Source organism: Hwanghaeella sp. LZ110 (assembly GCF_048892525.1).
Classification (GTDB): Bacteria; Pseudomonadota; Alphaproteobacteria; order UBA8366; family Aestuariispiraceae; genus Pacificispira.
The window spans coordinates 71653-91195 of the sequence record NZ_JBLZHT010000008.1; the positions used below are offsets into that span (position 1 = coordinate 71653).

Consider the following 19543-nt stretch of genomic DNA (forward strand, 5'->3'; position numbering starts at 1 on the left):
CTAGCAACAGAACCCCCCGTTTTTCTGATCTCAATCGAGACTATGTCCATGCGCCTGGACTGTTATGCTGTGTTATTCGTTGCAGGCGGCTTTATCTTGAACCAGGCGATGTAGAGTGCTGGCAGGAAGAGCAGCGTCAGAACCGTCCCGACAATGATCCCCCCCATCATGGCATAGGCCATAGGCCCCCAGAAAATTTCCCGCGCGATTGGAATAAGAGCCAGGCTGGCGGCGGCGGCTGTCAGCATGATGGGTCGCATACGATGTTCTGTGGCCTCGATCACGGCGTTCCAGGGATCCATTCCAGACTTCCGCAAATCTTCAATTTGCACCACAAGGATCAGGGAATTTCGTATCAGGATGCCAATCAAGGCCAGAATCCCCAGAATCGCAACGAAACCAAGCGGAGCACCGCTTGAAACCAAAGCAGTGACAACTCCGATAAGACCCAACGGCGCGACAAGTACGACCAGAAATGCCCGTTGGAAGCTCTGCATCTGGATCATGATAATCGTTGCAATGGCCATCAGCATCATTGGGACAACCGCGATAATCGGGCCCTGGCCTTTCGCACTTTCCTCAACGGCTCCTCCGGTTTCTATATGGAATCCAGAGGGCAGGGAGTCGTTCAACTTTGTAATCTCTGGGGCTAAGCGGGAAACAATGGTGGCTGGTTGTGTTGAGCCAATGATGCTTGCCTTCACGGTTATTGTTGGCAGGCGGTTACGCCGCCAGATGGTGGGCGCTTCGGACTCGTAACTGATGTCTGCCACCGCCGACAAAGGAATTGGTGCACCGTTGCTGTTGGATAATTGAAGATTCTGGAGCGTTTCGATAGAGGCGCGATCCGCATCATCGGCGCGCCATACGACATTAATCAGGTAGATGTCGTCTCGCACCTGTGTTGCGACGGCACCGCCAACAACACTGTTCAGAGCAACTGCAATTGATTCCGATGTTACCCCTAGCTTTGCCGCCTTATCTTGGCGCACATTAACCCTCAGAACTCGGCTTGGCTCGTTCCAGTCGTAGACGGGTTCGCCAGTTTCGGGGTCCGATCCAATGATACCAGCGACTTTCTGCGCCAGTCGTCTTACGGCCTGGATATCAGGACCACTGATCCGGTACAATATGGGGCGACCGATCGGTGGTCCAATTTCCAGTAAGTGAACATAGGCATCGGTGCCTACAAAATCTTTCGTGACGATGGCTGCTAATTTCGTGCGAAGGCGATTTCGGGCCTCAATGTCCTTGGCGACAATTATGATCTGACCGAAATTCGCGGAGGCGGGTTGCACATCAACCGATAAGAGGAAGCGTTCGGTGCCACGCCCGATATAGGTAGACCAATGATCGATGTCATCGTCCCCTTTCAGGGCCGTCTCCTCAAATCGCTTGATCTGCTCCAGCGTTTCGTAAATTGACGCATTCTGTCGAACGGTCCAATCAACCAGCAATTCATCGCGATCTGACGCCGGAAAGAATTGCTGTTCCACAAATCGCATGCCGCCAACGGCGGATACAAACAGAATCAGGGTGACAATGATTGTGACCCATTTCCATTGCATGCAGAAAAGCAGGATGGTGCCGAACATCCGTCCAAAGCGGCCGGGCCCTTCATGATGGGATTTTATTGTCTTGGGCAGCAATGCCACACCAAGCAAGGGGGCAAAAAGAACCGCCACAACCCAAGAAATGATCAGGGCGGCGGCGATTACAACGAACAGAGTGAAGGTAAACTCGCCGGCGCTGCTGGAGTTGAAGGCCACGGGCATAAAGCTGGCGATCGTGACAAGTGTCCCAGACAGCATCGGCCAGGCTGTCGAGGTATAAACATACGTGGCCGCTTTATGCAGAGAGTCGCCGAGTTCGAGTCTGGAAACCATCATCTCTATGGCGATCATCGCATCATCAACCAGCAAACCCAGAGCAATGATCAGGGCCCCGAGTGAGATTCTCTGTAATCCGACGCCATAGACGTCCATCACAACAAAGGTTAGGGCCAAGACAAGCGGTATTGTGATGGCAACGACAAGGCCGGGACGCACACCCAGGCTGATAAAACTGACAATCAGTACAATGACGACGGCTTCGATCAGGGCTTTGATAAAGCCCCCTACGGCATCGACAACCAGATCGGCCTGATTGGACACCATATGAACACCAACACCAATGGGCAGTTCGGCGACCACCTTGTCCATCTCTGCTTCCAGGGCGGTGCCAAATTCTGTGATATTGCCCCCTTTTGCCATACCAACGGACAGGCCGATTGCAGGCTGTCCATTGAAACGGAACAGGGTTGTCGGCGGATCCACATATCCGCGGGTGATTGTCGCGACATCATCCAGGCGGAAGAAGCGGTTGTTGATGTTCAGATTGATCGCGCGAAGACTGTCTTCAGAGGTGAATGAACCGCTGACGCGAATACTGACCCGCTCCCCATCCCCTTCAATCGTGCCGGAGGGAGTTATTTCATTCTGGGCCTGAAGACGTTCCACGACCTGTTGTTCCGTCAGGCCAAGGGCGGCGAGCCTGCGGGTTGAGAATTCCAGATAGATCACCTCATCCTGCGCGCTGACAATATTGATTTTTCCGGCGCCCGGAACGGCCAGTAATCGGGTGCGCGCATATTCGACATAATCGCGCAACTTTCTTTTGCTCAACCCATCAGATGTGAAGGCGTAGATCATGCCAAAGACATCGCCAAAATCGTCATTGAATGTGGGCCCTACAACACCGGCAGGAAGGTCACTTTTTATGTCGGAGATCAGGTTGCGAACGCGCTTCCATTTGGCCGTCAAAGTTTTTGGATCCGTCGTGGCCTTCAGATTCAAATAGACAGTGGTATGTCCTGGCGTCGTGATGCTTTTCGTGTAATCGAAATCCTCTATATCTTCGAGCTTCTTTTCTATCCGATCGGTAACCTCATTGATGGTTTCCTCAGTGGTGGCCCCCGGCCAACTCGCCGATATCAGCATTGTCTTGATCGTGAAATCTGGATCCTCAGCGCGCCCCAGATTGTAGAAAGACAATGCGCCAGCGACCATACCCACAATCATGAAGTACCAGATCATGGAACGGTGGCGCAGCGCCCATTCGGAAAGATTGAACTTTGACGTCATTACTCTACGCTTTCTTCCAGACGAATGGTCTGGTTTTCCGAGAGGCTATGAACACCGGCAATGACAACACGATCTCCAATCGATAACCCTGCGGTTACGACGACGGAGTCAGGATCATTCGATGGGGCAAGTGATACGATCATGGATGTCACGGTTTGTGAGGTTTCATTCACGATCCAGACAAAGGTCTTTTCTCCGCGCCGTAGGATCGCCGTGGCAGGGATTCGCAACGCGCCATCTTTGACCTCTGTGTGCGGCGTGGCAAAAATTGTGGCGCCGATTCGGAAGGCGTAGTTAGCGTCATCCAGGGTCATCCGGACGCGTCTTGTCCGGGTCTTGGCATCCGCTTCCGGTGCGATTTCGCGCGTGTGGGCCTGGGCGCTAACGGTGTTGTCAGCATCCAGCGTAACCGTGAAGGGCATGCCTGGCTTCAGGGCCCTGGCCGTCTCTTCCGGTACATCAATTATTGCTTCAAGCGGGTCTGTTTGGGCAATTTCAATCACCGTCTCTCCGGCGTTGACGGTTTGTCCTAACTCTGCGGTCTTTTTTGTGACGACGCCGTTGATATCCGAAACCAGATTGGCGTAGCTGCGATCTTCATGGGCTGACGCGAGGCGGGCCTTTGCCTGGTCTACAGCGGCTTGGGCGATTTTTCTTTCGACAATTGCAGAATCCAGCGCCGCCTGGGACGACACACCTTTAGAAACAAGCCCCTGGGTACGCGCTTCGCTGTTCTGTGCGTTGCGTAACGCGGATTGCGCCTTGTCCAGCTCTGCTTCGCTTGACCGAATCGCAAGATCAAAAGTTGTTGGGTCCAATTGCGCCAGCATTTCGCCAATCGTGACGATGTCACCAATAGTGACGTTGAACTGAGTGATGCGACCCAGAAGCTGAAATGCTCGAACGGACTTGTAGCGCGCATCAATTGTGCCTGCGAATGTGGTGGATCGCATGATTTCGGGGCGCACTTCTAATGTCAGGACCGGACGTATAATCGGCTTTTCTTCCGATTGATCTGTGGTGTCATCACACGCCGTGAGTGCAAGAAGACCTGTCAGTATCAGAAAGAGAATGAGATTCCGTCTCATTTCTGTGTTGCTCCCCCCGTTGATTGATTCATGAGGATAGGCGCCACGACTTGGCCGGGTCGCAAAAGCTGGGCACCCGCCACAACAACCAGGTCACCGGGGTTGATGCCTTCCTTTATGAGGATATCCTTGGTCTGATAGCTATCGATAACAATTGGCGTTAGGGATGCGACATTCGTGTCGGGATTGATGGTCCAGACTGCTGGTTCGCCCCTTTTTGTAAAAAAGGCTGTCCACCGAACCCGGATCAGGGCGTGTTGGTTGAATTGTCCCAGACCAGCTACGGCTGCGCCCAAAGTCATTTCTGGTGGGGTGTTTTCAATGCCGATCTTTACCTGAATGGATCCTGTTGCGGGATCAACGACCTGCGATAGCTCGCGTGGTACGCCAATGGCGCTTATATTTGGCTGTGACAAAAGGTGGATTGTGATGGTGCCGTTTGGGGGGCCTGCTGCTATCAGCGCTTCTGGCACATCGAAAACAGCGTCGCGGTCGCCATCATTTGCGAAGGTAATGACCGGCATAGCTGCAGCCATGACTTGACCGACTTCCGCATTTCGTGCGGTCACGACGCCCGCTCGGGGTGCCCGCAAAACAGCATTGTCGATGTCATTCTGGACTGAAGACAGATCGGCTTTGGCATTTGACATATCCGCTTTCGCCGCCAGATATTCCTGTTTGGCGTCGTCATACAATTCACGCGTTGTGAAGCCCCGATCCAGTAGCGATTTTTTGCGGTCCAATTCGATCGTTGATTGGTTCAATGTCGCTTGGGCAGAGTGCAGGCTGGCCTTTGCAACCTTCAAATTTGATTCCAGTTGCGTCGTATCCAAGGTCGCAAGGACGCCGCCAGCTTCCACATGATCTCCCACATCGGCGGAAATTGATGCGACACGTCCACTTATCCGAAAGGAAAGATCGCTTTGGATTCGTGCTTTGATTTCCCCGGTCAGGGTGGCGGTGCCAATGATCGGTAGCTTTTCCGCTTTTACGACACCAACGCGCAATGGTTCCTTTGGGGCGTAAGCGACAGGATCGTCACATCCAGATAGCATCGCCAGTGTAATAAGCACCGTCGCGATACAGCGCATGACCCCGCCCTCAACAATACGGCATTTATGCAGGATAAGCAGATTTCTCATTCCGTGGGACCCTGTTTTACAGATAGCCGCATCTGGCGTGGGATCAGGCAAGGCGAGATGTCGTTTGGCAAAATTATATGGACCTGAGATTATGGTGTTATATCTGGAATTTCGTTGATATAATCAACTAAATCCAATTATGCGCACAATGTGGACTATGTCAACAATCATGCATTCCGCCCTCAGTACCGATATTGTTCATCAGGTCGATCGCTTTATGCGGCGGCTCCACGCGTCTGTGCATTCCCAGTCTCATGAATTCGATACGGAAATGATCGGTCAGATCGGTTGCTTGTTATTATTGACTTTGGCTGACATACAGCCGGCGCGGATTCACGAGGTTGTGCAGCAGATGCAGCGCGACAAGTCGCAGATTACGCGGTCCATCAAGGTGCTGGAGGCTAATGGGTTGATAAAGCGTCAACAATGTCCGGAAGATGCCCGGGTTCGCATGATTGCTTTAACAGAAAAGGGGCAAGGGGTAGTCCGGGCTTTTCGCCGTTCATTATCAGAGATCCTGGAGGAAATTCTTTCTCCCCTTAATCAAGAAGAGCAAAGAGTATTTCAGTGCCTTTTACAAAAACTGTAAGGCGAGAGAACGCTTTCTGCGGCTATGCTGGACAAGTCGGTCTTATCGCATTCCGAAACACCGGCCCATTTTTCACCATTCCCTACGCTGGTATCATTCAATTCCAGTTAGGTATCAGCCACTAATCTGTGATGGGCGCTGCAGTGAACCCAATTGCTGGCTTTGTTGGAAAGCCTGTGCCGCGAAAAGGCTGCGTGATGCCCTGTCATCTTCGGTAGCCGTTGGGTCCGGCCGTGCGGTTGGATCTGGGGCCTGGCCTTGTTCGTTATCGATAGAAGCCAAGGGGTCTTCCCGTTCCTGGCGGGCCAATTCAGCGCGGGCCTGATTGATCTGTTGCTGTGCTAGGGCTGCGACCTGCTGATCCTGGGCAGAGGGGCTTTCCGGTGCCAATGCGGCGCGGCGGACTTGTTTTGCCTTCTCTATTGTCGCTTCAGGGTCACCAGGGATCGGGCTTGCGGCGATGCTGACCTCTCCGTCCACAACATACTGAACGCCATCCGGGCCGGTCTCGTACTGATATCGGGGGGAGCCCGCATATTGCCCCCCGACGGCAGCATGGGCCTGTTCATGGCGGCGCACTTCTGCATCGCGTCGCTTCAGGTCTGCAACTTCCTCTTCCTCTTGCGGTGTCAGACCGTCAGAGCCTTCCTCATCCTGGGCGGCGGCATCTTCGGCTTCATCCTGTGCTGGCGTGGCCTCTTCCGTCTGTTCTGGGGCGGAAGGCGGGGGGTGCGCAAAGAGGGGTGGCAGCGCGTTGGCATTGGCCAGAGCCGTTGGGTCATTGGCGGTGTTTTGGGGCGCATTTGCGGCATTTGCCTGCAAAACACTGACGGCTTCCTGACTCAAAGGTGTTTGACCAGAGACAAAGCCAGTTGCGCGCTGATCCTCGCGAATGGGTTGGGTCTGGGCCGATAGGGGCGCAACGGAACCCTGAGCCTGTACCGCGGTTACGGCAGGGCTTTGTTGTGTGGCGACAATCGCGGCGCTGACGGACTGTATCTGCATAACCAGTATCGACAGACGTTAGAAGGCAGCCTTTCTGCGCGTGAGCATTGTGTGCTGATCGTCGCTTTGAAAGGCGGTCCCTGTTGGGTCCGATGTCGTCCAATTTACGCATTTCTTGCTGAAAATTGGCGGGTTCCTGGAAGCTTCTGCCCCGTTCCAAATTAAGGATATCGGTATTTTTGAAAAAATGCCATAGCCATGAATTTCCTAAAAAATCATACTTCAGTGTTAAATATATTGAATCACATAAATTACATGTATATATTTATAATTAACATGGAGAAAACGTATGAAAATGAACCATAGTTCGCCAACCCATTCGCATCAATCTGCGATAGATACCTTAATCGGCCTTTCAGACTTACCCTTGTTGAGCAAGGCGTTGGAGGAAGTGTTTGTTGGCCGCGCCTGTGTGGTTTCTGCGTTCGGGGCGGAGTCTGCGCTGGTCTTGGATCTTGTCGCGCGGGTAAATCGCCACACGCCGATCCTGTTCATAGATACGGGAAAGCATTTTCAGGAAACACTGGATTACCGGGATTTGTTGATTGATCGCTTTCGATTGACCGATGTCCGATCCATTGGCCCGGCGACGGATCGGACGATCGGGGATCCAACCGGCGATCTGCACAAATCAGATGCGGATGCGTGCTGTGATATCCGGAAAGTGCGCCCTTTGGATCAGGCTCTAAGCCAGTTTGACTGCTGGGTCACGGGACGCAAAAGGTTCCAGGGCGGATCGCGCGCCGTGTTGCCAACAGCGGAACCGGATGGACCGGGCCGGGTGAAGCTGAACCCATTGGCCGATTGGACACCTGACCAGATCGATGCCTATTTTGACAATTATGCCCTGCCGCGCCATCCCCTGTGGTTGAACGGCTATCGATCCATCGGATGCGGTCCCTGCACATCGGCCCCTAAACCCGGGGAAGATGCGCGGGCTGGACGCTGGGCCGGAATGGGTAAGACGGAATGCGGCATTCACCGGTATGGGGGGCAGGCGGCCTGAATAAACGCAGCCTGAGTAAAGCGACCGGTTCAGGGATGCGCTAAATCTGAAAACTCCGCCAGCACCCGCTCATAGATCGGGCGTTTGAAGGGTACGATCAGGTCTGGAAGGGTTTGGATATCCACCCAGCGCCACTCCCCGAATTCCGGCTTGTGACAGGTCAGATCGATATCGTCATCCGTGCCCAGAAACCGCAGCGCAAACCATCGTTGGGTTTGACCGCGATATTTTCCCTTCCAAATCCGGCGCGACAGGCCCGCAGGCAAATCATAGGGGTACCAGGTCGCGCTTTCTGCCAGGACCTTGGCCTTATTGGTTCCAATCTCTTCCTGTAATTCCCGCAAGGCAGCATCCAAAGGCGTTTCTCCGTCATCAATGCCGCCCTGAGGCATCTGCCAGTGATCGCCGGGCACATCGATCCGATTGCCGACAAACACTTCTCCTTTGCTGTTGAACAGCATCAGCCCGACGCAGGGCCGATAGGGGCGTGGATCATCCCTGAACGGATCAACGGAATCCGTAATGGCCACTGGCCCCGTGCGGGTTGGCACATCCCCATCATCTGTGTCAGTCATTTCCACTCCCAACTGGTCGACCCCTTTTCTGGGGTCGTTATTATATGTTTGGCAAGGTCTGGCTGGCCCCAGCCATCCCGATTCCGACGAAAACGTGTCAGCCTTCGCGAAGGCGGGCGGTAATGATACCGGAAAGTGGCGTTAGTACCATGCCCTTGCCACTTAATTCTCTGCTCCAGCGCTTAACCCGTTGTAAAATCATTGGAAAAGGCTTGATGCTGACAATTGCTGTCTTCTGAGTTTTAGCCAACAATTCCAATTGGGTCAGATGTTCCAGAACGCTGCCCCGCGATTGGGTGGCGTCGATCATCATATCGGCGGTAGCATGCGGCATTCCGACGGACTGGGCAACTTCCGGTGCGATGCTGGTGGCATTGTCCAGCGTATCGAAATAGACCAGCCCCCGTTTGGAGAGGTCTTCCATCACAGGCTCCAGTGCCGCCCGGTTGGCGGTAAATCCAGATCCCTGATAGTTCACCAGTCCGATATATCCGCTTCCCTCGCTCATGACGCGCTGCAGGTTCAGAATGTTCTGGGCTGGTTCAACGCCCGTCATAAGGGATAACAGGCCGGCATCGCTGCGGGGGAAATCGCGGGGCTCCATTGGCAGACCCACCATGACTTCATGTCCGGCATTGCGTGCCTGGGCGATCCAGTCCTTCAAATTCGGCGCATAGGGCGAAAAGGATAGGGTGACCGCGCCGGGCAGGTCGATTGCAGCCTCTGTCGCTTGTACGGAAAGCCCCAGATTAATCACGACGATGGCGATCCGGGGACGGGTCTCCAGGCTGCTGGACGGGCGGGCGTATACTTTCCACGGCACCCGTCCATCTGCTCCCGCGGTTGGGACTTCGCCAACCGATGCAATGTCTTCAATCAGTCCTGGATCGGGATAGGCGGCAAGATTGCCAGCATAGGGGTCCGGGCCGTCATTTGCCAGGGGCGGCTCATCTGCATCGGATGCGGCTTGGGTCATTGCCGTATCTGTGGGCTGTTCCATTTGATCGGGTATTGCAGGTTCGCTGTGTGCCTCGACCGGGGCATCGGATGGGGACGCATCGGCAGTATCTTCGCCTGGTGCATCAACGGGTTCAGCGGTAGTTGCCGTGCCGCTATCCTGTCCCATCTCGCCTCTTTCATCGACGAATTGGAACTCCGAAATCTCCGCACGGGGGATACTCGCTTCCATTTCCGCCTCGATCGCGGGACCTTTGATCAGCAGATAGGCGGCAATTCCGATACCAGTCATCAGGAAAAGGCCATAGGCGGCGAAAACGGGCAGGACATGCGCCTTGCGCTGAAAAAAGGTTGGGCGCAGATGTTCGGGAATATCATCGTAATCGGGTTCTGGCGCGGCAGTTGCGGTGCCGCCCTTGCTGCCCCCCAGCTTGCCAGGAAGCATCGACTTCACCGCCGGGCCAAGGCCTTTGACCTTGCCCATCAGGCCGGAAAAATTGAGCTTTGGCATCGCAAGCTTCATAGCGCCTTTGGCAGGTTCTTGCGCGAGGCTGTTTATCGCCGCGCAGCAGGCACCCGCATCACTCCCCCGTCAGAGTTAATTCTAACTTTCTGATTTCGCGACCTTACCGACTAAATCAGCCTTTTGAATGTGCCTTGATTTGCACCGTGATTCAAGCGGCCCCGGTATCTGGGCGATTTGGCGTGGGATCACAAAAAAACCGAGGCCAAATTCGGAATTTGGCCTCGGTTCCATACGCATAAACAGAATTAGTGCCGACGTTAATTTGCCGCCTGACTGCGATACAGGCCAATCCCACGGATCAAATCCAGTGCGCGGGCCAATTGATAGTCTTCTATTGCGGTATCGGTGGCGACATTTTCCGTGGCGACAGCCCCTTCGACTTCATTTTTCAGGGATCCGGTCAGGTCTTTTTCGCTGCGTTGCGGTGTCGCCTCGATCACTTCGACACGGGCGCGTTCTACGGTGATGTCCGGCGTGATCCCCAATTGCTGGATCGATTTGCCGCTGGGTGTATAGAACCGTTGGGTTGTCAGCTTGATAGCGGAGCCATTTCGGCTTAACGGCGTAATGGTCTGGACCGAGCCTTTGCCAAAGGTCTGTGTGCCCAACAGAATGGCACGATGCTGGTCTTGCAGGGCCCCCGCAACGATTTCAGCCGCACTGGCCGATCCCCCGTTAATCAGCACGACAATGGGCATGCCATTGGTCAGATCCCCGGGCGTCGCCTGAAAGCGCTGAATATTTTCAGGCGTGCGGCCACGGGTGGAGACGATTTCCCCCTTTTCCAGGAAGCTGTCAGAAACGGAGACACCCTGGTTGAGCAATCCGCCTGGATTGTTGCGCAGATCCAGAACATAGCCCAACAAGGCGTCGCCCGCCTCGTCCTGAATGGACTCAATAGCTTTTTCCAGGCCGGATTGTGTTTGACCGGAAAAGCTGGTGATCCGGATATAGCCGATATTGTTTTCCACCCGGCTGCGGACAGATTGAACCTGAATTTTGTCGCGAATGAGGGTTACTTCGAACGGTTCGGCGACACCTTCACGAATGATCGTCAGCACAATTTCCGCACCAACAGGACCGCGCATTATCTCCACGGCCTCGTTCAGCGTCTTGCCTTTGACATTCTCGCCATCCAGCTTGGATATCAGGTCGCCTGCTTCAATGCCGGCGCGGGCCGCAGGCGTATCATCAATCGGACTGACCACTTTGACCAGCCCGCTTTCATCCATATTGACCTCAATCCCCAGGCCGCCGAATTCCCCTTTTGTATGGGTCTGCAGGGCTTCGAAAGATTCTGAATTCATGTAGGTCGAATGGGGGTCCAGGCTGCTCATCATGCCTTCAATGGCCGCTTCGATCAGCTCTTTGTCACTGACTTCTTCGACATAATCTTCACGGGCGCGATTGAAGACTTCTCCAAACAGGTCCAGCAGTTCGAAGGTGTCTGGCGTATCAGCATTCGTGGTCTCTTGCGCTTGGGCAATGCTCGACGGGCTTGCCATAAAGGCCATGCACAAGCCGCCCAGCATGGCACCTGTTAACACAAGATGCCGCAGGGACCGTGCCCCGGAGCCAGCCTCGCCCTGTTTGGAGGAGAGGGGAGATTTTTGTTCGCGCACGATCATCCGTTCATCCTAATACTGCCAGCTGTGATCCAACGGAGCGGATTGACCGGGTGGCCGCCGCGCCGTAATTCCATATAGAGTTGCGGACGGTTTCCGCCACTAGTTTTTGTGCCCACGGCGCTCTCAGAGACCGTACTGTATTCCTGTGGCATGATGCCAATCGGTTCACCTGCTAGAACCCAATTGCCTGTTGCGACATCAATTCGCTGAAAGCCTGCAAGTACTGTATGGTATCCGCCGTCATGTTCAATGATCAAGACTTGCCCAAGGTCCCGAAATGGACCCGCAAAGGCAATTTTTCCATCAAAGGGTGATAGAACGCTTGCTCCTGGTCGGGTTGCTACCACGATTCCCTTGGATATCTGGCCAAATGTTGTTTCCTGCCCATACTGAACGATCAGGGAACCAACGGCAGGCGCGGTCACCACGCCCTCGTCCGGGAAGGGACGAATGCCGTCGGGTTTGCGCGTCGGCAGGCGCGCCAGGGCCGCCAATTGGGCGGCTTCCCCGTCTTTTGCAACTGGTTCCGGGGGGGGCGCATTGGGCGTCGGCAATGTCACAGACGGTTGGTTTTCGGCCTGTTTTCGGGCGTCTTCTTCCGCCTGTATCTGGGCGGCTTCCTGTGCTTCGCGGGCCTTGCGTTCCGATTCAAGAGCGGCCATCAGTTCTTTCAGCGATGCCGATTTTTCTGTTAGCGTCCGCAGGCGCTCATTGGTTTTGCGCGATGCCTGGGATGTTTCATCATACAGCGCGCGCTTTTTTTCCAGCAGGGATTCGATTTTGGCGCGGTCCTGCATCAGGGACTGATCTTCCTGGTTCAGGCGTTCAAGTTTGCCGTTCAAATCCTTCTGCACGGCGCTCAGGGCCGCCAGATCCTCTCTCAACACTGAGGCTCTTTCCCCGATGACGGGTATCGCCGCGCGCAACAGAATGGATCCCCGAACCGCCTCCAAAGGATCGCCCGGATACAGAAAGAAGGCACGGGGCGCATCTTCGGATAATCCTGTCAGGGCGCTTAATGTGCCGGTCAATTGTCGATGCCGCTCCGCCAGGACAGATCGCCGCTGATCGGTTTCGGCGCGCAGCTCTTCGATTTGCAGTTCCAGATTGGAAATCAGCGCCTCGCGAGACTGAGTGTCTTTGGCCACTGTGACCAGTTGCACCCGCAACGCTTCCAACTCTTGCGAAAGCTGTCTGGCCTTGGTTTCCAGGGCACGGCTGCGTTCCTGTTCGGCCTTTAACTCCGTCTCGACCCGCTGGGCTTCATCGGACGGGGTTGTTGTCTGGGCCAGAACATGATGACCGGGAAGACCAATACCGATAAGGATCGCCAGGGCAAGCCCGACGGGGCGGAAAAGAGGCAGGGTGAGGCACCTATTCGGCTGCATGGCGGGCTGCGCGCTGCAGCAGGGTATGTCCAGTCATCGCCTTTGGCTGTGGCAGGCGCAACAAGTCCAATACGGTCGGGGCGACATCGGCCAGCCGACCGTTATTCAGCCCCGACACTTCTTCCGCCGGGGCCCCGACCAGAATTAAGGGTACTTGGCTGAGCGTGTGGGACGTATGGGCGATGCCGGTATCGGGGTTCACCATCATATCCGCGTTTCCGTGGTCTGCGGTGATCAACATCCGCCCGCCCTGTTTCAGAATTGCGGCCTCCAGGCGACCAAGGCATCGATCAACGGTTTCAACAGCCTGGACCGCAGCGTCAAAGACCCCGGTATGGCCAACCATATCCGTATTGGCATAGTTCACGACGATCAGATCGTAGCGACCGCTTTCAATTGCTTCCACCAAATTGTCGGTCACTTCCGCAGCAGACATTTCGGGTTTCAGGTCATAAGTGGCAACATCGGGGGAGGGGATCAGGATTCGATCTTCGCCTTCAAACACCGTTTCACGCCCGCCATTCAAAAAGAATGTAACATGGGCATATTTTTCCGTTTCGGCGATGCGCAGCTGTTTTCCGCCTGCCTGGGCTATGACATCGCCCAGGACATCGCTCAGCGCCTCTGCCGGGAACAGGGTTTCCATAAAGGCATTATGGGCGTCTGAATATTCCACCATCCCCAGAGCGGCGGCAAAGTTTGGTTGCGCCAATCCTGGAATAGCATTGAAATCAGGGTCCAGAAGCGCAGTCAGAATTTCCCGCGCGCGGTCGGCCCGGAAGGCGGTCATCAAAAGGCCATCGCCGTCCTTAACACCTTGATATCCATTCAGTGCGACCGGTTCCAGGAATTCATCTGAAACGTCATTGTTGTACGAGGCTTCGATGGCTGCAATCGGATCTGGGGCAGCGCTGCCTTTACCCTGAACGATAACGTCAAATGCCTTGCGGATACGATCCCATCGATTGTCGCGATCCATTGCCCAATATCGGCCGCATAAAGTTGAAATCGGAACATTCGGGGCGGCGGCTTGGAATTTTTTCACATAATCAAGTGCGCTGCGCGGGGGCGTATCGCGCCCGTCCAGAAAGCCATGAATGGCGACAGGTACACCTTCGGCGCGCAGATGTTCTGCCAGGGTAACCATGTGGTCCTGATGGCTGTGCACGCCGCCCGGTGAAATCAGGCCCAGCAGATGTGCTGTGCCGCCGGTCTTCTTCAAGCGCTGCGTAAAATCTTTCAGTTTGGGCGATTGTCCCAGGGTGCCATCGGCAATTGCCTGATCAATTCGGGGCAAATCCTGCAAGACGACACGCCCCGCCCCCAAATTCATATGACCCACCTCAGAATTGCCCATTTGCCCGCTGGGAAGGCCAACAAAAGTTTCAGAAGCTTCTAAAACCGCGAATGGATTCGATTTTTTTAATCGGTCCATGACCGGGGTCTGAGCCGCGACGATAGCGTTGTCATCGCTTGAGGCGCGCTCGCCCCACCCGTCCAGAATGCAAAGTAATACTGGTTTCGTCATTGAAGTGTTGGTAGTCATTGACCTAACAGGTTATGTTGTATCTGAGGAATGCTTTGTTTGTCAGAATGGGATATACTGATTCTGATGGGAGGGTTTTATCGCAGTCTGGGCTCAGTTAAAAGCCCAAGGATGCGTTGGTTTAATTGGTGGGAAAAGGAACCTATATGCCTAAAGAAAAAACAGTAGTTCCAATCGACCCGACCCTGCGTGCGCCAGCCTTAGCTTTGCGTGTGTTTGAGAAGGAAGTTGAGAAACTGCTAAACGGGATAGGAACGCCGCTTGCCAGACAAGATGCGGTTCAGCTTTCCAGCATTCAGAGCTATACGATCCTCTTGTTTCTGGAGGATTATGCGTCATCTGATTTAACTGAAAAGCAGTTCGCCGCACTACTGGCCCGACATGAAGTTGACACGCCAGGAAACATCCGGATTTTTCCGAATCTAAGCCAGTCTGCCCTGTTTGAAATCTTCGGAAACATTGGCGTTTCCAGAGAAACGATCCGTCGCCTGCTGATCCTGATGGCCCAATATGGTCTGGTGGATCGGGTAAGCAAAGGGCCACCCTTTCCGGATCAATTGGCAATTTCAAAGGTGGGCACAAAGTTATTGGCGCGCGTTGCCAAGAAGCTGTCGAAGGACATGTCAAAAGAAAAGGCGTTTGCCTATCTATAATTCGAGCTTCATGAACGGGCCAACATGGCGAAAGCCCTGCCGTTCATAGAAGGCTCGGGTTCGGGTCCATTCTTCACCATCGGGGCTGTTGACCTCCAACAGCTTCCACCCGCGGCTTTTTCCAATCTGCCGGGCTTCCTGAATCAGGCGGTCGCCGATCCCGGCTGACCGCGCATCGGGGACAACATACAATTCCATGATGATTCCCAAACGCCCTTCCGCATAAATCGCGACGGCTTCGGTCAGCGTCATGACGCCAACCGGGCGTCGCTCCATATCAAAGGCTAACAGGGCGCTGAACTGATTGTCTTCTTCCAGCAGTTGGCGGCAGACGGCGTGAATACGCTCATCATCCGGCGCACCGTGCCAGGCACCGATTTCATGTAACAGGCGATGGACCATGATTGCGACCAGATCGGCATCATTCTCTCCGGCCCGCACGATTTCCAGGGGTCCTGTTTCCATTCGCTCCACCTCGTCCACTACCATTTTGATGCTGCTTTTTCATCGCCCTCGCGGGCCTCGACCCATCGGGTTTCGCCACTGTCCAATTGTTCCGCTTTCCAGAAGGGGGCTTTTGTCTTCAGCCAATCGATCAGGAAATTGCAGGCCTGAAACGCTGCGTCGCGATGGGGGCTGGCGGCTGCGACCAGAACAATCCGATCGCCCGGCTGCAAGGGACCATAGCGGTGTATAATCAGGCTGGCCTGCAATGGCCAGCGTTCATGGGCCTGTGCTTCAATTTCTTCCAGCATCTTTTCGGTCATGCCGGGATAATGTTCCAGGACCATGCCGCCAACACCCGCCCCGTCATTCATATCCCGAACCAATCCGACAAAGCTGCATAACCCACCAATGCCGGTATTGCCCCTGGTCATGGCATCCAGTTCATGTCCCAAATCGAAATCTTCCGATTGCACCCGAACCGTCATGTCTCAGCCGCCCGTCACAGGGGGGAAGAAGGCAACCTCATCATTCGCGGCAATCGGTGTTTCGCGATCCCCGAATGTCTGGTTCACAGCAATCTTAACCGCACGGGCATCCTTGAACGCTGTCGCATAGCCAGGGCCACGGGTCGCTAACCAATCAATTAATTGGCCGGCGGTTGCCACCGTTTCCGGGGGATCAATCTGTTCCTCTCCGGTGCCGATCTTCTGGCGCAGCCAGGCGAAATATAGGATTCTCATTCAAAACACCTCCGCGAAGGACAGGAAATCAACGGCCGTCCCAGACTCTAGATAGGTATCATCTTCGGGCAATTCCACAAATCCATCTGCCCCGACCAGGGACGATAGAACGCCAGCCCCGCTGCGACCATGTTTAATGGCCCGGGGAAGGCCAGTGTTCGGGTCAATCCCGTCCAGACGTACCCGGACGAATTCCCGCCGTCCGGCTTTTTTCTTATAGTCAAAATCCGCACAGACCCGGAACCGGGGAAGGGCGGTGACGTGCAAGCCCGCCAGGGTCATCAGGACAGGCCGGGCCAATGCGGCAAATGTCGTCAACGCCGCGACCGGATTTCCCGGCAGGCCGATCACCGCGCAAGGGGGGGCGTCTTCCTGGCGGATCAGGCCCATCCCGATCGGGCGCCCGGGCTTGATTGCGACACGCCAGAAATTCAGACTGCCCAAGGCTTCGACGGCGGCGCGGACGTGATCTTCCTCCCCCATCGACATGCCGCCCGTGGTGACAATGGCGGCATGGCGCGTTGCGGCCTGGGACAATGTGCGGCGGATCACGGCCGCATCGTCTGGTAAGATGCCCAGATCTTCGACCGCACAACCCAAGGCTTGCAAGGCGGCCCCAATTGTATAGCGATTGGAATCGTACAGCGTTCCATTGGGGATGGGATTTCCCGGTTGCCGGACTTCATCGCCCGTCGAAAACAAGGCGACGGACAGGGGGGCAAATACTTGAACCTCCGCCAGGCCACAGGCGGCGATCATCCCCACTTCCTGCGGGCGCAGACGGGTTCCTTTGGTCAGTATCCTGGTGCCTGCTGCGACGTCATCCCCTGCCGGGCGGCAATTTGCACCCTGTTTGATTCCGGGTTTAAGGGTCACCTGTTGGCGATCTTCTGAAATGATACAGTCTTCAACCATCATGACGGTATCTGGACCTTTCACCCCGTCTCCCAGTGGCATCGGGGCGCCGGTGAATATTTGCACAGCTTCGGCGCGTTTCTGGGGGCGTGGCAGGGGTCTGCCTGCGGCAACGCGCCCGCCAATAGGCAGGATCGTGTCACTGTCGGAGGATAAATCGGCATGGTAAACAGCAAATCCATCAACGGCGGAATTGGCATAGGGCGGAATCGGCATTGGAGCGATGACATCTTGCGCCAAAATCCGGCCCAAAGCCTTGGATACCGGGCAGGGTTCCGGTTCTGCCACACAAACCAGCTTTGTCAGGATATGGTCCAGTGCGGCGGCAGCTGTGATAAGCGGGCCGTCAAAGGCAAAACAATCATCGGTCAGTTGCGCCATTCGGCGTATCCCTCCTTTTCCACCACATCGTTGGGCTGTTGGTAAGCCGTCGTGGGGGGATATTTCCAGGTTACTTGCTTAGCATATCAAAAACGCCATCCCAGTCACTGGGGGGCGGTGAGTTTTTGAGATGATCCAGCCGATTGAGAAAGACTTTGGACGGGCCGTCCTGTGGCTCGATTTCCAGGCATTTCTGAAATGCGCTGACAGCTTCGTCAATACTGCCCCTGCGATAGGCAGACAGACCGGTGTCAAAGCATCGCGCCAGGCGTTGTTTGGGCTCTGGTGCGGGGTCGAATACCATGGCTTCGAAGACCTTCACAGGTTCGCTGCGCCCCTTTACCCGCAAGGCGTCAATTTCCCGGAACAAAATGCCTTTTGTGTCTTTCCGTGTCGCTTCGTCCACCAACAGGCGCACGCCATAAATCTTGCAGGCCCCTTCGATCCGGGCAGCCAAATTCACCGTGTCGCCCATGATCGTATAATTACGATGGTGGGCGGATCCGACGGTTCCAACCAGGGCGGGCCCGCTGGCAATGCCTGAGTGGATGTCGATGGGATCACCATCAATTCTGACCCCCAGAATTTCCGGCACTTTCTTTTGGAAGGCTGCGATCAGGTTCAACTGGCGCAGGGCCGCTGTACAGGCATTTTGGGCCTGATGGGTGGCATCCACAAAGGGAGGGCCCCAATACGCCATGATCGCGTCACCGATGAATTTGTCGATGACGCCGTCTGTTTCCTGGATCGGGACGGACATATCCTCCAGATATACATTCAACAAAGTGACCAGCGCATCCGGCGACAGGCGCTCAGACAGGCTGGTAAAGCCCCGCATATCGGCAAACAGGACCGTCATATAGCGCCGGTCGCCACCGGGCTTGGTCATAGCCGGATTGCTGATCAGGGCGTCCACAACGCGGGAGTCGACATATTTACCGAATGTGTCGGTGATACGTTCCTTGGCGCGCAGGCCTTCAACCATTTCATTAAAGCCAATGGCCAGGGTTGCTGTTTCATCCCGCGTTGTGACGGCCAGGGTGGTTTCCAGATCACCTGCGCCAACCCGCTTCAATCCTTCGACCAGACTCTTCATCGGGGTGACAATCCGGCTTGTGACCATGGCAGCGAAGATCAAGCCCAACAAGGCGGCGATTGCGGTCAGAACCGCCATCAGAACATCCAGAATATCGTCCAGCCTGACGACTTGATCGACAGCCTCAACAACATGATCTCCCATCTCGCGGCGCAACGCATCCAACTGTTCGTAGATCCGGGCCTCAGATTGCGTCAGCATCTGATCCAGCAGGGGCATGCTGGCGAAATTGCCTGCGTCATGGGCTTCCAACAGGCGGTTCACATCCGCTTCATAATCACGGTATTGCTGCTCAACTGATTTCAGGGCTGCAGAGACTTTTGTGGTGGATACGGCGGTGGCCTTCGTCAGGTCATCCATATTGATCGCGTCCAGAATGGACCAGGCCCCTTTGAACTGATCATGGACACCAATACCCGCATCACGAATTGTCTTATGAACATCTTTCGAGATCAGATGAACACGCTCATCCTCCAGGGCTGTGCGCAGACGTTCAATCAGAACCTCCCCCTCCAGCACCTGGGATTCGATGTCTGCGATATGGTTGCTCAATGGCAGGAAGATCGTTGATTGCAGTTCCAATTCGGTTCGGACTCGGCTGACCATATATACTGAGGCGGATGACACGATGATCATCAACAGCACGAGGCCAAGGGCGATTGAGTATATTTTAGTCCCGATTGAATTGGCTTTCAGCACACCAAATCTCCTCCCTAATTTCAGCATCTTGGCCTGTTTC

At 55.0% G+C, this 19543-nt stretch carries 17 protein-coding genes; 3 read left to right on the top strand and 14 right to left on the bottom strand.

Annotation, left to right across the window (positions count from 1 at the left end; translation table 11 throughout):
- Nucleotides 1-62: 62 nt before the first annotated feature.
- Genes ACOSDM_RS15745 through ACOSDM_RS15755 form a run of 3 tightly spaced genes read right to left on the bottom strand, consistent with a single transcriptional unit; the run spans nt 63 to nt 5352 of the window.
- Entirely contained in the window at nt 63-3122 is a 3060-nt protein-coding gene (locus ACOSDM_RS15745) for an efflux RND transporter permease subunit (RefSeq protein WP_420725506.1), read from the bottom strand.
- The gene (locus tag ACOSDM_RS15750; protein ID WP_420725507.1) at nt 3122-4210 is read right to left on the bottom strand and encodes an efflux RND transporter periplasmic adaptor subunit; all 1089 of its coding nucleotides are present in this window, start codon (nt 4208-4210) and stop codon (nt 3122-3124) included. The genes ACOSDM_RS15745 and ACOSDM_RS15750 overlap by 1 nt, the downstream gene beginning before the upstream one ends.
- Nucleotides 4207-5352: an efflux RND transporter periplasmic adaptor subunit gene (locus tag ACOSDM_RS15755; protein WP_420725508.1), complete on the bottom strand. Its 1146-nt coding sequence runs from the start codon at nt 5350-5352 to the stop codon at nt 4207-4209. Before ACOSDM_RS15755 ends, ACOSDM_RS15750 begins: the two co-directional genes overlap by 4 nt.
- 157 nt (nt 5353-5509) lie before the next feature.
- On the opposite strand from ACOSDM_RS15755, the gene ACOSDM_RS15760 reads away from it, so the two are divergent.
- Nucleotides 5510-5941, top strand: coding sequence for a MarR family winged helix-turn-helix transcriptional regulator (locus ACOSDM_RS15760; RefSeq protein WP_420725509.1), 432 nt, complete (start codon nt 5510-5512; stop codon nt 5939-5941).
- A 114-nt stretch (nt 5942-6055) separates the two neighbouring features.
- On the opposite strand, the gene ACOSDM_RS15765 is transcribed toward ACOSDM_RS15760, so the two are convergent.
- Nucleotides 6056-6946 (bottom strand): putative metalloprotease CJM1_0395 family protein, encoded by an 891-nt coding sequence (locus tag ACOSDM_RS15765; RefSeq protein WP_420725510.1) that lies wholly within the window; start codon nt 6944-6946, stop codon nt 6056-6058.
- A 289-nt stretch (nt 6947-7235) separates the two neighbouring features.
- Between ACOSDM_RS15765 and ACOSDM_RS15770 the strand changes: the two genes are divergently transcribed.
- Entirely contained in the window at nt 7236-7952 is a 717-nt protein-coding gene (locus ACOSDM_RS15770; protein ID WP_420725511.1) for a phosphoadenylyl-sulfate reductase, read from the top strand.
- A gap of 29 nt (nt 7953-7981) precedes the next feature.
- Here the strand turns inward: ACOSDM_RS15770 and ACOSDM_RS15775 are convergent, their stop codons facing one another.
- The 5 genes from ACOSDM_RS15775 to gpmI all read right to left on the bottom strand — a co-directional run bounded on the left by ACOSDM_RS15775 (nt 7982) and on the right by gpmI (nt 14572).
- On the bottom strand, nt 7982-8527 hold the full coding sequence (locus ACOSDM_RS15775; RefSeq protein WP_420725512.1) for an RNA pyrophosphohydrolase: 546 nt from the start codon (nt 8525-8527) through the stop codon (nt 7982-7984).
- A 97-nt stretch (nt 8528-8624) separates the two neighbouring features.
- Nucleotides 8625-9995: a divergent polysaccharide deacetylase family protein gene (locus ACOSDM_RS15780; RefSeq protein WP_420725513.1), complete on the bottom strand. Its 1371-nt coding sequence runs from the start codon at nt 9993-9995 to the stop codon at nt 8625-8627.
- Nucleotides 9996-10267: 272 nt separating this feature from the next.
- On the bottom strand, nt 10268-11542 hold the full coding sequence (locus tag ACOSDM_RS15785) for a S41 family peptidase (RefSeq protein WP_420725621.1): 1275 nt from the start codon (nt 11540-11542) through the stop codon (nt 10268-10270).
- Between the two features lie 92 nt (nt 11543-11634).
- Entirely contained in the window at nt 11635-13026 is a 1392-nt protein-coding gene (locus tag ACOSDM_RS15790) for a murein hydrolase activator EnvC family protein (RefSeq protein ID WP_420725514.1), read from the bottom strand.
- A complete protein-coding gene (gene gpmI, locus ACOSDM_RS15795) occupies nt 13013-14572 on the bottom strand; it encodes a 2,3-bisphosphoglycerate-independent phosphoglycerate mutase (RefSeq protein WP_420725515.1) in 1560 nt (519 codons plus the stop codon). Before gpmI ends, ACOSDM_RS15790 begins: the two co-directional genes overlap by 14 nt.
- A 146-nt stretch (nt 14573-14718) precedes the next feature.
- On the opposite strand from gpmI, the gene ACOSDM_RS15800 reads away from it, so the two are divergent.
- Nucleotides 14719-15225: a hypothetical protein gene (locus ACOSDM_RS15800; RefSeq protein ID WP_420725516.1), complete on the top strand. Its 507-nt coding sequence runs from the start codon at nt 14719-14721 to the stop codon at nt 15223-15225.
- Here ACOSDM_RS15800 and ACOSDM_RS15805 read toward each other — a convergent pair.
- From ACOSDM_RS15805 to ACOSDM_RS15825, 5 genes are all read right to left on the bottom strand, one after another.
- Nucleotides 15220-15714: a GNAT family N-acetyltransferase gene (locus ACOSDM_RS15805; RefSeq protein ID WP_420725517.1), complete on the bottom strand. Its 495-nt coding sequence runs from the start codon at nt 15712-15714 to the stop codon at nt 15220-15222. The genes ACOSDM_RS15800 and ACOSDM_RS15805 overlap by 6 nt on opposite strands.
- On the bottom strand, nt 15708-16157 hold the full coding sequence (locus ACOSDM_RS15810; protein ID WP_420725518.1) for a molybdenum cofactor biosynthesis protein MoaE: 450 nt from the start codon (nt 16155-16157) through the stop codon (nt 15708-15710). Before ACOSDM_RS15810 ends, ACOSDM_RS15805 begins: the two co-directional genes overlap by 7 nt.
- A 3-nt stretch (nt 16158-16160) precedes the next feature.
- Nucleotides 16161-16412 carry a molybdopterin converting factor subunit 1 gene (moaD, locus tag ACOSDM_RS15815; RefSeq protein WP_420725519.1) on the bottom strand — a complete coding sequence of 84 codons (252 nt, stop codon included), beginning with the start codon at nt 16410-16412 and terminating at the stop codon, nt 16161-16163.
- Nucleotides 16413-17708 (bottom strand): gephyrin-like molybdotransferase Glp, encoded by a 1296-nt coding sequence (gene glp, locus ACOSDM_RS15820; protein ID WP_420725520.1) that lies wholly within the window; start codon nt 17706-17708, stop codon nt 16413-16415.
- A 70-nt stretch (nt 17709-17778) separates the two neighbouring features.
- A complete protein-coding gene (locus tag ACOSDM_RS15825) occupies nt 17779-19503 on the bottom strand; it encodes an adenylate/guanylate cyclase domain-containing protein (protein WP_420725521.1) in 1725 nt (574 codons plus the stop codon).
- Between the last annotated feature and the right edge of the window lie 40 nt (nt 19504-19543).